General features: G+C 61.3%; 10 protein-coding genes, 1 tRNA gene, 2 pseudogenes and 1 riboswitch. Of the genes and pseudogenes, 4 read left to right on the forward strand and 9 right to left on the reverse strand.

Going from position 1 to position 13,740, the window contains the following annotated elements:
* Nucleotides 1-241: 241 nt before the first annotated feature.
* The 3 genes from HMPREF2630_RS02105 to HMPREF2630_RS02115 all read right to left on the reverse strand — a co-directional run bounded on the left by HMPREF2630_RS02105 (nucleotide 242) and on the right by HMPREF2630_RS02115 (nucleotide 3,381).
* Complete coding sequence (locus HMPREF2630_RS02105; protein WP_070483185.1) at nucleotides 242-1,039, reverse strand: energy-coupling factor transporter transmembrane component T family protein; 798 nt, start codon at nucleotides 1,037-1,039, stop codon at nucleotides 242-244.
* Nucleotides 1,036-2,688, reverse strand: a complete 1,653-nt coding sequence (locus HMPREF2630_RS02110) for an ABC transporter ATP-binding protein (RefSeq protein ID WP_070483187.1) — start codon at nucleotides 2,686-2,688, stop codon at nucleotides 1,036-1,038. Before HMPREF2630_RS02110 ends, HMPREF2630_RS02105 begins: the two co-directional genes overlap by 4 nt.
* Before the next feature lie 78 nt (nucleotides 2,689-2,766).
* Nucleotides 2,767-3,381 (reverse strand): ECF transporter S component, encoded by a 615-nt coding sequence (locus tag HMPREF2630_RS02115; protein WP_049342892.1) that lies wholly within the window; start codon nucleotides 3,379-3,381, stop codon nucleotides 2,767-2,769.
* Between the two features lie 58 nt (nucleotides 3,382-3,439).
* A riboswitch (TPP riboswitch) is annotated at nucleotides 3,440-3,540 on the reverse strand.
* Between the two features lie 281 nt (nucleotides 3,541-3,821).
* Here HMPREF2630_RS02115 and HMPREF2630_RS02120 point away from each other — a divergent pair.
* Entirely contained in the window at nucleotides 3,822-4,055 is a 234-nt protein-coding gene (locus tag HMPREF2630_RS02120) for a DUF4235 domain-containing protein (protein WP_049334047.1), read from the forward strand.
* A gap of 141 nt (nucleotides 4,056-4,196) precedes the next feature.
* Nucleotides 4,197-5,603 carry an MFS transporter gene (locus tag HMPREF2630_RS02125; RefSeq protein ID WP_049342891.1) on the forward strand — a complete coding sequence of 469 codons (1,407 nt, stop codon included), beginning with the start codon at nucleotides 4,197-4,199 and terminating at the stop codon, nucleotides 5,601-5,603.
* Nucleotides 5,604-5,762: 159 nt separating this feature from the next.
* On the opposite strand, the gene HMPREF2630_RS02130 is transcribed toward HMPREF2630_RS02125, so the two are convergent.
* Entirely contained in the window at nucleotides 5,763-7,103 is a 1,341-nt protein-coding gene (locus HMPREF2630_RS02130; protein ID WP_049342890.1) for a P-loop NTPase family protein, read from the reverse strand.
* Between the two features lie 137 nt (nucleotides 7,104-7,240).
* Nucleotides 7,241-7,828, reverse strand: a complete 588-nt coding sequence (dcd, locus tag HMPREF2630_RS02135) for a dCTP deaminase (RefSeq protein ID WP_049334044.1) — start codon at nucleotides 7,826-7,828, stop codon at nucleotides 7,241-7,243.
* A 128-nt stretch (nucleotides 7,829-7,956) separates the two neighbouring features.
* Here dcd and HMPREF2630_RS02140 point away from each other — a divergent pair.
* A tRNA-Gly gene (locus HMPREF2630_RS02140) sits at nucleotides 7,957-8,027 on the forward strand.
* Between the two features lie 192 nt (nucleotides 8,028-8,219).
* Here the strand turns inward: HMPREF2630_RS02140 and HMPREF2630_RS08875 are convergent.
* From HMPREF2630_RS08875 to HMPREF2630_RS02150, 3 genes and pseudogenes are all read right to left on the reverse strand, one after another.
* On the reverse strand, nucleotides 8,220-8,636 hold the full coding sequence (locus tag HMPREF2630_RS08875; protein WP_049357953.1) for a carboxymuconolactone decarboxylase family protein: 417 nt from the start codon (nucleotides 8,634-8,636) through the stop codon (nucleotides 8,220-8,222).
* Nucleotides 8,636-9,097, reverse strand: a complete 462-nt coding sequence (locus HMPREF2630_RS02145) for a MerR family transcriptional regulator (protein ID WP_049342889.1) — start codon at nucleotides 9,095-9,097, stop codon at nucleotides 8,636-8,638. Before HMPREF2630_RS02145 ends, HMPREF2630_RS08875 begins: the two co-directional genes overlap by 1 nt.
* Before the next feature lie 175 nt (nucleotides 9,098-9,272).
* Nucleotides 9,273-10,507 (reverse strand): annotated as a pseudogene (locus HMPREF2630_RS02150) (IS256 family transposase).
* A 408-nt stretch (nucleotides 10,508-10,915) separates the two neighbouring features.
* Between HMPREF2630_RS02150 and tet(W) the strand changes: the two are divergent.
* Nucleotides 10,916-12,838 (forward strand): tetracycline resistance ribosomal protection protein Tet(W), encoded by a 1,923-nt coding sequence (gene tet(W) / locus HMPREF2630_RS02155; RefSeq protein WP_063856422.1) that lies wholly within the window; start codon nucleotides 10,916-10,918, stop codon nucleotides 12,836-12,838.
* A gap of 220 nt (nucleotides 12,839-13,058) precedes the next feature.
* Here the strand turns inward: tet(W) and HMPREF2630_RS02160 are convergent.
* A pseudogene (locus HMPREF2630_RS02160) lies at nucleotides 13,059-13,740 on the reverse strand (DDE-type integrase/transposase/recombinase); the annotation flags it as partial.

Raw genomic sequence — 13,740 nt, forward strand, 5'->3', positions numbered from 1 at the left:
AGGGCGGGTGCCCCTGTAGGAGCGAAGGAAGAGTGCGAGCGCCTCCGTACCCATATCCCAAACAGAGCTAGGCGCGGAGGAAATATGCGGCACCCGCGACGTATCCCAGCGCGGGAGGACGGTATCGCCCGTAGTGACATCAGGGTGTCCGAAGCGAAGCGAGGACGGGTTCCCTGTAGGAACGAGGGCGAATACCGTCTCCCGAGCGGAGCCACGAAAGCGGAACCAGAAGCGGAACGGTCTAGCCCCAGAGGAACTGAATCGTACCCGCCGCAATAGATACACCGTAAGCAACCGCAATGATGACGGCGGCGGCAATGCTCACGTGCACGTCACGGCGCGAATACGAGGGCACGCGTGCCCAGGTGCGTTCGCCTGCACCGAAGCCGCGCGCCTCCATGGTGATAGCCAGACGGGAGCCACGGCGGATGGCCTGCACGAGCAGGGCGAAGCTTTGCCCGCCGAAGGTTTGGGCGCGTCCGGCAAGGGATTGGCCTGCGCCGAGTCCGCGGGCGCGTCGTGCCTGGCCGAGGGCGTTCCACTCGGCGAAGAGGATGCCGACCAGGCGCAGCGCGGCGATGGTGGCGAGCACGAATCGTGCCGGCAGTTTGAAGGTCTGCGCGAGGGAGTCGCCGAGGTCGGTCGGATCGGTGGTGAGCACGAACGCGAGGGTGGGCAGGACCATGGCGAGGGAACGGATCATCATGGCTGCGCCGACGGCTGCGGAGCCGGTGGTGATGGTGTTGAAGCCGAGGTTGAGGATTACATCGCCGGTTTTGGCGCTGAGCATGGCGACGGACCAGCCGGTGGTGATGACGGCGATGAGGATGGGCCAGAATCGGGCGAGGACGTTGACGGGCCGGAACCCGACGAGGATGAATCCGAGCAGTTCGAGGGCGAAGAGGATTCCGGAGGTCAGCGGGTCGCGCACGATGAGCGCGGCGATGATGAGGGCGAAGGAGACGACGAGCTTGACGCCGGCGTTGAGGCTGCTGAAGTAGCTGGTTCGGTCAATGGTGCCGAAGAAGTCGGTGTTCATTCGTTCTCCTTTCCGTTGGTTGTCTGGGGTTCGGAGGCTTCGAGCGCTTCGAGGGTGATGGATTTGCCGCCGAGTGCGGCGGTGTAGTCTTCGTCGTGGGTGATGGAGATGACGGCGGTGCCGCCTGCGAGTAGTTCGCGGATGAGGTCGACGAGCTCGGCCCAGGTGCGGGCGTCCTGCCCGAAGGTGGGCTCATCGAGAATGAGTATTCTCGGTGCAGTGGCGAGCGCGGATGCGACCGAGAGTCGTCGTTTTTCGCCGCCGGAGAGGGTGAAGGGGTTGGCGTCGAGCAGGTGGCTGAGGCGCAGGCGGGCCGCCAGGTCGTCGGTGCGAGCGGCGAGCTCGTCTTCGTCGAGGGGAACGCGGTTGAGCGCGGCGAGTCGGCGGGGGCCGAGCTCGAGCTCTTCGCGTACGGTTCCGCGGATGAACTGGTATTCGGGTTCTTGGAAGACGTAGCCGATGCGGCTGAGCATTTGGGCGGGGGTCCAGGTGGGCACGTCCCAGTGGGCGCGCTGGCTATTCTGGCCGCTGTCCCGGCCGGCGCCGTGGTCGCGGAGCGTGTCGGTGGCGGCGAGGGTGCCGTCGGGGGCGGTGAGTAGCCCGGCGAGGGTGAGCGCGAGGGTTGATTTGCCGGCGCCGTTGGGGCCGAGCACGCTGAGGTGTTCGCCGGCGCGCAGGGTGAGGTTGATGCCGCCGCGCAGCACGGGCAGGTCGACGGGTACGGGCGCGGGGGTGTCGCTGAGGCGTTTGATGGTGCGTCGGCGGGCGCGTCGCTGCTTGGGGGTGGGTTGCGCGCGGGTAATGCTGAGGTTTTCGGCGCGGAGAAGCACCTCGCCGGTTGCAGTATCGCCGCCCGCCGTCTCGCCGATAGCGTTCTGCGGTGCACGCGGCACGTAGTCGGGCACCCACACGCCGGCGTCGATAAGGTCCTGACGGGCTTCGGCGAGCACGGTTCCGGGCGCGCCGTCGTGGGTGATGGTTCCGCCCGCGCCGAGCACGATAATGCGGTCCATGTACGGCGCCCAGATGCTCACGCGGTGTTCCACGACGAGCAGGGTCGCGCCGGTGGCCCCAGCGGCGGCGAGGATGCTGTCGCGCACCTCCCGCACGCCGGCGGGGTCGAGGTTGGCGGTGGGTTCGTCGAGAATCATGGCGCCGGGGTGCATCGAGAGGATGCCCGCCAGGCCGAGGCGCTGCTTCTGTCCGCCGGACAGGGCGCTGCTGGGGTGGTCGAGGGGCAGGTGGCTGAGCCCGACCGCGGTGAGCGCCTCGGTGACGCGTCCCCAGATTTCCTCGCGGGGTACGCGCAGGTTTTCGGGGCCGAAGGCGGTGTCGTTCCCGATGGTGGCCATGACGATGGAGGATTCGGGGTCCTGCTGCATCATGCCCGCGGTGCCGCGCGCTTCTACGGGGTCTTGACCGTTGAGGGTGATGGTCCCGCCTGCGGAGAGGCCGTCGTCATCGTGGAGCACACCGGCGATGGCGTGCAGGAGCGTCGATTTGCCGGCGCCGGAGGTGCCCAGTAGCAGGACTTTTTCACCGGGGTTGATGGTGAGGTTGAGTCCGTTGATGACCGGTTCTGGGCGGCCGGGGTGGTGCCAGCTGAAGTTGTTGAGCTCGATGCGCGCCCCGCGCGGTGTTGCTTCCATAATGCTTTCTTAGCCTAGTGTGCGGCTGCTGTAGTGTGCCGAGTGGTGAGTTACTAGCTGGTGGCTAGTGGCTGGCGATTAGCGGCGGGTGTTGCCGGAAGCCAGCGAGGAGAGCACGCCGGTCTTGGCGAGGTTCTGCACGAGGATCCAGGCCAGGAAGCCCGCGATGACTGCGCCGGAGACGACCGAGCAGACCACGTAGGTGACGGCCTTGACGGGCTCCATGTCGGGGTAGTAAATCAGGATTTCGCTGCCACCCATGAACAGGCCGCTGAGAGCACCGGCCAGAACGGCGATGGCGGCGTTCCAGCGACGGTAGCCGAAGGCGGCGAAGACGATTTCAGCGCCGATACCCTGGATAATACCGGAGATCAGAATCTCGCCGCTCCACGCACCGCCGGTGAACAGCACCGAGATGAGCGCCGCAACGAGCTCGCAGAAGAGGGCAGCGCCGGGCTTGCGGATGAGCAGGCCGCCGAGGGTACCACCGAGCAGCCAGGCGCCGGCGATGAGCGGGCGCAGTTCGGGGGCCGCGACGAGCGCGGTCTTGGCGGCGGGGCTCACGGCGATATCCCAGATCCAGAAGATGATAGCGCAGGCCACGGCGATGACTGCGGCGATAACGATTTCGTTGACTCGCCAGCTTAGGCTGCTGCGGGGGGCCGGACGCTTGGGCGCGGTGGTGTGTGACATGCGGTTTTTCCTTCCGTCGTTGGAAGGGGAATGTCCTCGCCCTCTGCATGGGCGAGGGCACCGAGAAGATTCGACTCCCTACACCGGTACTAACCGGATCAGGTTCGAGGGTCTGCTGTGCACTCTCAGCGCCGCGGTGGCGCTCCCCTGTCATGTTGGCCCCACGGCTGCGGATTGGTTTGCACGCCGGTGCGTAACACAATTGGGGCCAGAAACGATTGTAGACACCCGGAGGCGTTGAAGCTAGTTCGGGTAGTTTTATGTCATACTCCTGTGTATGCGGCGTTTTTGTACGGTGTACACTTTCGGGATTGTTTACTCCGAAAGCGACACGGGCCGGAGAAACCCTATACGCTAGGAATGGCACTCATATTTATCCTTCCTACCCCGAGGGGGTTCGGGGGTGAGGAGCCGCATCATTAACACCAAAGGAGATACATATGAATCCCGTCGCAAAGCTTGCTCTCGCGGGCCTGAACATGGGCGCTGCTGCCCTGGTTGGTAAGGGCCTGGGCGCAGCCTGGACCAAGGCTACCGGTAACCAGCCTCCCGCCATTTCCCACGACTCCGAAGATACTCTGCGTCAGGTCATCCTCTGGACCGTCCTGACCTCCGTCGTGGGCGCCGTTGTCAGCTTCGGTATCGCCCGCGCGCAGCGCCGTTTCTTCAAGTAAAGACCATCCCTGAATGCTTCGTTCAGTGATGCGGGGCGGTGCGTACCCTCGCGGTGCGTACCGCCCGCGCTTTTCTAACGCGTACCAGCCTCCCGCAGTACCGGCCGATGCGACGCCGCTCGGCCATTTGAAAGCCCCTTCATGATGATTCGTTCCTCCCGCCAGCAGAAGCCTGCCCGTCCCGCCGTGGACCACGCTACGAGTCGCCGTTCGGTGACCGCGTGGGTCCTGTGGGATGTCGGTTCGTCGAGTTTCGACTCGATTATGATGACCTTCATCTTCACGGTCTACCTGACCAGCGGTTACTTCGGCACGCCCGAGCAGACCTCTTCGGCACTGTCGCTGGGTCTGACGGTTGCGGGTTTCCTCATCGCGTTTCTCGCCCCGATCACGGGCCAGCGCAACGACAGGTCGGGCCGCGGCATCTTCTGGCTGGGCGTGAACACGGTCCTGCTCGTGGCGTTTATGGCGGCCTGCTTCTTCGTCGCCCCCGACCCAGGCTACCTGTGGTTGGGTGTGTTCCTGGTGTCTGCCGCGAGCGTGTTCAGCGAGTTTGCGTACGTGAACTACAACGCGGTGCTGCCGCGCGTTTCGAACCCGAATAATATCGGCAAGATTTCGGGCACCGGCTGGGCCGCCGGTTACATTGGCGGCATCCTCGCTCTGGCCGTGGTGCTGTGGGGCTTCGTGCTGTCCCCCTCGTCCCTGGGCTTGAGCGAGGAGGGGGCTCTCAACATCCGCGCGGTGACCCTGTTCGCCGCGGCCTGGTGCCTCGTCTTCTGCGTGCCGCTGCTGATTCGGATGCGCACCCGCGAGCGCTTCCTGCCGGAGGTGTTGCCCACCCGCGAGCTGCGTTTCCTGGAGCTGGGCATGGAGCGTCTCTCCCCCGCCCGCCAGGGTAGCCTGCTCGCCTCCTACAAGGCGCTGTGGCGCACCATTAAGCGGCTGAAGATGACGTCCCCGCAGACCCTGTGGTTCCTGATTGCTTCGGCGGTGTTCCGTGATGGTCTGTCCGGTATTTTTACGTTCGGCGGTATTCTTGCGGCGGGCACGTTCGGTTTCAGCACTTCCGAGGTGATTCTGTTCGGTATTGCCGGTAGCGCTGTCGCGGCGGCTGGCGCGATCCTGGGCGGCTACCTGGATGACTACCTGGGCCCGAAGGCAATTATTGTTATCTCGCTGGTCGGCATTATCTTGGCGGCTACCCCGCTGATGTTCTTCCCCGAACCGGGCGTGTTCTGGGTATGCGCCCTGCTGCTGTGCCTGTTCGTGGGTCCGGCGCAGTCGGCCTCCCGCACGTTCCTGGCTCGCCTGGCCGAGCCCGGCACCGAGGGTGAGCTGTTCGGACTGTACTCGACGACCGGCCGCGCCACGAGCTTCCTGGCGCCGATGCTTTTCGGCCTGTTCGTGAGTATTCTGGGCGCCCAGATTTGGGGTGTTGTCGGCATCCTCGTGGTTGTGGTTGCGGGTCTGCTGATGCTGCTTCCGGTAGAGGCTCCCGGGCCCCTGCGGGTGCGGGCCAACCGCCGCGAGAAGGTGAAGTCTTAGCCGCGGCGGGGCCCACGCGGTGCTCACACGTTGAATCCTGCGGGTCAATTCCCGCGGTCAGATTCCGCGCCCCTCACCGGGGTACGGCGAAGGGGCGGGCAGAGTTAATCTGCCCGCCCCTTCGCTATGCGCCATCGGCGCTAGGGTACGCTCATCGAGCTACTCGGTCACCACGTCGTCGTCTGCCTCGGCGGCCGTCTCGGTGGAGCCTTCCGAGGTCACCTCGCGGTTTTCCTCCGCCTCGTCCAGGACCTCTTCGCTGCCGGTTATCTGAGCCCAGGTCGCGTCGTCAATCAGCGGATCGTCAATCACGCGGACCCACAGCATCGAACCAGCCGCCAGAGCGCTCAAATTCTCGTCATACGCCTCCGCAGGCAGACCCTCAAAGATCTCAGCCAGACGCGCAAACAGGTCATCGTACGAAATGTCGCCCTCAGCCTGCAGCCAGCACTCCGCCGCGAACTCCGACAGCTCGTTCAACGCGGTGTCCTGCAGCAGCAGGAACGGGCCGTCCTCACCCACACGCACACCCGAAGTGCCCGGCATACGAGACACCGCAATCGTACCGTTCAAGAACACACCCGGCAGGTGATCCTCAACCGTGTACTTCTCCAGGCTCTCAACCTCATCAGCATTCGGCAGCTCACCGCCATTCAGCAGATCCTGAACCAGCGGCAGAGTATCCTCAACCTCCGAGTACACCAGGCGCCACACGCCACCGCAACGCTCTACCAGCTTGGCCAGCGACACGACGCCCTCGGGGTGCTTCGCCAGGCCCGAGCTCTGCTCGCTCAGGAACACCAGCGCCTCGTGCAGCGGCACACGTTCCAGGCGCGGCTCCTTGGCCTGCTCGTCACGCGAAATCAGCACGATACGGGTCAGCTTGTAGCCGCGGTCCTCGGGGTCGACCACGTTCAGACCGGCCTCAACCGGGTTCTGCTGTTCCTTCGGTGCATTCGGGTCGACAATCACCGACAACGGCTTCGGGTAGGGGGTCACGAAACCTTCATCCGAAATAATCGCAGTCTCATCCGTCAGGTACGCCAGCTTCGAGCCCAAGAAACGCGAGGCCGTGGTCTTGCCGCTACCCGAAACGCCCACCAGGGCCAGGGCGCGCTTCGACTCGGGGTCACCGATAACCGCCGAATGAAGCATCACGCCGCTACCCACCAGCTGCTCAATCATCGCAACGGTGATGCGGCTCGTCAGGTCCTGCAGGCCCTGCTCCACGCTATCCACGCGCAGCGTGCCAACCTTCATGAACGGGCCCATCAGGGGCTGGGCTATGTCCAGAATCGGGGTGTCAGATACGGGGTGCACCAGCAGCACCTGGTCGTGGTTCGAAACCGCCTCATACGCCTCGTCCGGGGTCTCAAAAAATTCGGGGTTCAGCGGCTCCCAGGCACGCTTAAAACCCTCGATAAAAGCCTCAGACTGGTCAATCAGGTAGACGGAAACCTCCGCGCCCGCCAGGCGCAGAACAACAGGAAGCAGATTCATAACAATCCTTCAAATGAGTGAGAGAATAGCCCCGCACGCGAGTGAACGCACGAGACGCCGGGCGTACGCCCATATGAGGAGGCGCGGGCGACCCAGCCAAGCAGGCCGCCCGCGCCCCAACCCCAAACGGGAATAGACTACGACTCCGTCGGAATCATCGTCTGATGAAAGTTCAAATAACTACGCGAAGCAGTCGGGCCACGCTGACCCTGGTAACGGTTACCGTACGCGCCCGAACCGTACGGGTGCTCGGTCGGGCTGCTCAGACGGAAGAAGCACAGCTGACCCACCTTCGAACCCGGCCACAGCATAATCGGCAGGGTGGCCATGTTCGACAGTTCCAGCGTCACGTGGCCCGAAAAACCGGGGTCGATAAAACCGGCCGTCGAGTGGGTCAGCAGGCCCAGACGACCCAGCGAGGACTTACCCTCCAGGCGGGCGGCCACGTCATCGGGCAGGGTCACCTTCTCATACGTCGAGCCCAGCACGAACTCACCCGGGTGCAGGATGAACGGCTCGTCGGGAGCCACCTCCACCAGACGCGTCAGGTCCTCCTGCGGCTGCGCGGGGTCGATATGCGGGTACTTGTGGTTATCGAACAGACGGAAGAAACGATCAATCCTCACGTCCACACTTGCAGGCTGAATCATCGACTCATCGTACGGATCAAGAACGATGCGTCCATCAGCAATCTCTTGACGAATATCGCGATCTGAAATAAGCACGTTTAAAGGATACCTGGCAGAGCCCGCAGACCGCAGGCTCGAGCCCGGCACGACCCGGGTGGTGCGTCACATTGGGCGGGGTGAAACATTTCACGAACCGGCACGGTACACGCTAGACTGGAGGGGATGCGGCTGTAGCTCAATGGTAGAGCGCACGCTTCCCAAGCCTGATACGCGGGTTCGATTCCCGTCAGCCGCTCTTCCAGAACCTCTCACTGAACGGTGAGGGGTTCTTCTTAAACCACGACGGGAATCGCTTCCAGGCGGAAATACATTCCCTCGCGCGCTCGGGATTTCCGCCTTCCAGCCCGTCAGCCGCTCCAATAGAACGTCACTCTGGATACAAAGGTTTCCGGCCCTGCCGGGAAGTGTCCGGAGTGGCGTTATCAACTTACCTGTCGTAGTTCCGCCGTGAGTCTATTGCTTCCTGTGCTGCGAAAGTAGCGTTCAGTGCTCGTGGAAAGCCGCAGTACACTGAGGCGTGCAGGATAGCTTCCTGAATTTCCTCTTCGGAAATCCCGACATTGAGTGCCGCTCCAACATGAACTTTAAGTTGAGGTTCGCATCCGCCTAATGCAGTCAATACGCCAATGGTTACTAGCTGGCGACTGCGTGCATCCAGACCGGGCCTATCGTAAATATCACCGAAAGCAAATGCGGCGATGTGGTGTCCTAAAGCAGGGTTTGACGTGGAAAGTGATTCGATAACACTCTGACCAGCGTCTCCGTCGATACGGGAGAGAACCTGCAATCCAAGATCACGACGTCGCTGGTTATCGACGGAATCAATATCGTACTGATCACTCATTATGGATGGGAACCTTTCTGATACATTGCTATCTTGAATTCGGTAGCTGCCAGCGATAACTGAAGATCCTCTATTCGTTGTCGAAGGATGTCGCGATGCTCCAGCATCAAATCAAGACGCTCCTGTACTGTTTCTGCACCTTGTTCAACCAAGGAGATGTAATGCTGGAGTTGGGCAATCGACATTCCAGAGACCCGCATTCGGGTAATAAAAACCAAACGCCGTACAGCCGCAGCATCGTAAAGCCGATAGCCGGATGCGTCGCGTCCTACTTTCACCAGCTCTGCGCGTTCGTAATAGCGCAGCGTATGTGCGCTGATTCCCAAATACTCGGCAGTGGTAGCGATATCCCACTGAGTGTTCTCGTCATCTCTGATCAGGTCGCGCAACGCCGCAGTATTTAGCCCTCCGGGTGGATCGATAGCGAGCCTAAGGGCTTGCTCTAACCGTTCTTCCAACATGTCAATTACACTAAACCTTTGAGTGCGCTCGAAGGCAAACTGCTATGGTGCTTCACGTTCTGTGACCAGGGATAGGTGTGGCTGATGTTGGCAAGGTAGCCGTTCAGGAACGGTACGGTAGCGGTTGGTCAAGTCCTGTGGAGTGGTGTAATCGTTTTGTGTCCTTCGGGGTGGGTTATGCGCTGAGTTGGCGTGGGGGTTCCTCCTGTTGGGTGGGTTGGGGTGTGAGTCGTGATTTGGTGAGGATGTCGAGGCTGAGGTAGCGTCGGCCTTCGGCCCATTCGTCGTTTTGTTCGGCTAGGACGGCTCCGACTAGGCGGATGATTGCGTGGCGGTTGGGGAAGATTCCCACGGTGTCGGTGCGGCGGCGGATTTCGCGGTTGAGGCGTTCGTTGGGGTTGTTGGACCAGATCTGGGTCCACACCCCGGTGGGGAAGGACGCGAACGCGAGGACGTCTGCCCTGGCTTGATCGAGGTGATCACACACGGCGGGGAGCTTGTCGTGGACGTAGTCCAAGAGCCGGTCGTATTGAGCGTTGACCGATGCTGCGTCGGGTTGGTCGTACACCGAGTGCAGCATCGCTTTGACGGCGGGCCATAGTGCTTTGGGGGTGACCGACATGAGATTAGCGGCGTAGTGGGTGCGGCATCGTTGCCAAGTGGCTCCGGGCAGGTTGGCGGCGATGGCTTCAACCAGGCCCAGATGGGCGTCACTGGTGACCAGGCGCACGCCGGTCAGGCCTCGGGCGACCAGGTCGGCGAAGAACTCCTTCCAGGCTGGAGCGGTCTCACTGGTAGATACGCGCACCCCAGCACTTCGCGGTGTCCGTCATTGTTGACTCCGGTGGCAACCAGAACCGCGCACGAGACGACGCGTCCTCCTTCGCGTACTTTCATGGTGAGCGCGTCAGCGGCGACGAAGGTGAAAGGCCCGGCATCGTGGAGGGGCCGGTTGCGGAACTGGTCCACGTGTTCGTCGAGGTCTGTTGCCATCCGTGAGACCTGGGACTTGGACAGTCCTGTGATCCCCAGGGTTTTGACGAGCTTGTCCATACGGCGCGTGGATACTCCTGCCAGGTAGCAGTCAGCGACCACTGTGATCAACGCGGTTTCACAGCGTTTGCGCCGTTGCAGTAACCATTCTGGGAAGTAGGTGCCTGAGCGCAGCTTGGGGATCGCCACGTCAATGGTGCCGACCCTGGTGTCCAAGGGCCGGTGGCGATACCCGTTGCGCTGGGTGTGACGCTGCGGATCTTGTTGACCCCACTGGGCCCCGCACACCGCATCAGCGTCCGCTGATAACAACGCGTTGATCATGTGCTGGAGCAAGGAACGCATCAAATCTGGGGATGCCTGGGACAACGCCTCGCCAAGCATGCCAGCAGGGTCGATAATATGAGGAGCGGTCATCGTTGTGCCTCCAAATCGTTTCGAGTCAGAAGTAGAGAGCTTTCTCGAAGGATCACACGGTGACCGCACCCATATCAAACGGGCCGACCACCCACGGTTACACCACTATGCGGGACGCTACTTACTATGATATACTGCTATTATCCTGATTTGAGGAGTCTACCAAATATGCGGCAAGGTATTCTTAAATAAAATTTGATAATGGGCGCAAAAATGATTGCCCCTTGCAGGGGCTTAGTTTTTGTACCCAATTTAAGAATACTTTTGCCTTTTTAGTAAATATCGTGACGGACAGCGGCTCATGTAAGCCGTCATACTTCTGTTTGTCCGAAGTCATGATCCCCAGCGGTAAAAGTATTAGCCGCTGGGGATTTTTGCGCCCATTTGGGCCTTGTATGGAGGATAGACATGAACATTATCAATATCGGGATTCTTGCCCATGTAGACGCTGGAAAGACAACCTTGACGGAGAGCCTGCTATATGCCAGCGGAGCCATTTCAGAACCGGGGAGCGTCGAAAAAGGGACAACGAGGACGGACACCATGCTTTTGGAGCGGCAGCGTGGGATTACCATTCAAGCGGCAGTCACTTCCTTCCAGTGGCACAGATGTAAAGTCAACATTGTGGATACGCCCGGCCACATGGATTTTTTGGCGGAGGTGTACCGCTCTTTGGCTGTTTTAGATGGGGCCATCTTGGTGATCTCCGCTAAAGATGGTGTGCAGGCCCAGACCCGTATTCTGTTCCATGCCCTGCGGAAAATGGACATTCCCACCGTTATCTTTATCAATAAGATCGACCAGGCTGGCGTTGATTTGCAGGGCGTGTATCAGTCTGTTCGGGATAAGCTCTCCGCCGATATTATCATCAAGCAGACGGTGTCGCTGTCCCCGGAAATAGTCCTGGAGGAAAATACCGACATAGAAGCATGGGATGCGGTCATCGAAAATAACGATGAATTATTGGAAAAGTATATCGCAGGAGAACCAATCAGCCGGGAAGAACTTGCGCAGGAGGAACAGCGGCGGGTTCAAGACGCCTCCCTGTTCCCGGTCTATCATGGCAGCGCCAAAAAGGGCCTTGGCATTCAACCGTTGATGGATGCGGTGACAGGGCTGTTCCAACCGATTGGGGAACAGGGGAGCGACGCCCTATGCGGCAGCGTTTTCAAGGTGGAGTATACAGATTGTGGCCAGCGGCTCATCTATTTGCGGCTATACAGCGGAACGCTGCGCCTGCGGGATACGGTGGCTCTGGCTGGGAGAGAAAAGCTGAAAATCACAGAGATGCGTATTCCATCCAAAGGGGAAATTGTTCGGACAGACACCGCTTATCCGGGTGAAATTGTTATCCTTCCCAGCGACAGCGTGAGGTTAAACGATGTATTAGGGGACCCAACCCGGCTCCCTCGTAAAAGGTGGCGTGAGGACCCCCTCCCCATGCTGCGGACGTCGATTGCGCCGAAAACGGCAGCGCAAAGAGAACGGCTGCTGGACGCTCTTACGCAACTTGCGGATACTGACCCGCTTTTGCGCTGCGAGGTGGATTCCATCACCCATGAGATCATTCTTTCTTTTTTGGGCCGGGTGCAGTTGGAGGTTGTTTCCGCTTTGCTGTCGGAAAAATACAAGCTTGAAACAGTGGTAAAGGAACCCACCGTCATTTATATGGAGCGGCCGCTCAAAGCAGCCAGCCACACCATCCATATCGAGGTGCCGCCCAACCCGTTTTGGGCATCCATCGGACTGTCTGTTACACCACTCCCGCTTGGCTCCGGTGTACAATACGAGAGCCGGGTTTCGCTGGGATACTTGAACCAGAGTTTTCAAAACGCTGTCAGGGATGGTATCCGTTACGGGCTGGAGCAGGGCTTGTTCGGCTGGAACGTAACGGACTGTAAGATTTGCTTTGAATACGGGCTTTATTACAGTCCGGTCAGCACGCCGGCGGACTTCCGCTCATTGGCCCCGATTGTATTGGAACAGGCATTGAAGGAATCAGGGACGCAACTGCTGGAACCTTATCTCTCCTTCACCCTCTATGCGCCCCGGGAATATCTTTCCAGGGCTTATCATGATGCACCGAAATACTGTGCCACCATCGAAACGGTCCAGGTAAAAAAGGATGAAGTTGTCTTTACTGGCGAGATTCCCGCCCGCTGTATACAGGCATACCGTACTGATCTGGCCTTTTACACCAACGGGCAGAGCGTATGCCTTACAGAACTGAAAGGGTATCAGGCCGCTGTCGGCAAGCCAGTCATCCAGCCCCGCCGTCCAAACAGCCGCCTGGACAAGGTGCGCCATATGTTCAGTAAGATCACTGGTTGATTTCCGATCCCAACCGAACACATTGAGCTGACGGCACGCTCCCGCAGTTAACCGAACGCCCCCGAGGTCCTATCCGGGCCCCGGGGGCGGCATTTTCCCAGTTGAAGGAATGGTGGAGATGTGTTTCGATGGGTCCGGTGGCCATGCTCCGCCCGCCGCCCGGCACCTCTTCCCAGACTCAGCCGGACGGTCGGTCCGTCTATTCCGTTTTTCTCCTAGGCTAGGCCAGCGGGGCATCGCCCCTCTCTGCGCGCGCCCTCTCGATGAGCCCCGGCGTCAGGTCGAGATCGCCGAGCGGCACGTCCTCCACGCCGTAGGCGTCCAGCAGCGCCGCCGCGTCCTCCCCGAGCATCGCCCTGAAGGCGCGCGCGGGCGTCGCGAAGCCGAGCGCGCCGCGGGGCTCGGAGTTCACGTGCGACATGGCCAGCGCCAGGTCGGCCGGGGCGAGCCGGTCGAACCTGATTCCGGCGCCCTTGGGCAGCAGCTTCCTGATCTCGACGTGGTTGCGCTCGCAGGCGCCCTTCTGGTCGCTGCGCCTGGGGTCGCAGTAGAACAGCCTCGTCTCGCCCGGCCCCTCGCCGAGCAGCGCCGCGATCGCCGCCTCGTCGGAGAACTCGGCGCCGTTGTCGGTGAGGACGGCGCGGAACACGCGGCGCGTCCCGTCGGCGCCGAGGATGGCCCGGACGCCCTCCAGGGCGTCCGCGACGCACCCGGCGGTCTTCTCCTCCAGCGGCAGCGCGAGCTGGAGCCTGCTGGGGCGGTGCAGCAGCGTGAGCAGGCAGGCGGAGTCCTCCCGGGCCCCCTCGACGGTGTCCATCTCCCAGGCCGCGGCGCACGCGTCCTCCCCGAGGGCGAGGAACGCGGCATGCGACCTGCGGGCGGAGTGGCGGGTCGCCGCCCGG

This window comes from Rothia sp. HMSC072B03, from assembly GCF_001809565.1.
Taxonomy (GTDB): Bacteria; Actinomycetota; Actinomycetes; order Actinomycetales; family Micrococcaceae; genus Rothia; species Rothia mucilaginosa_A.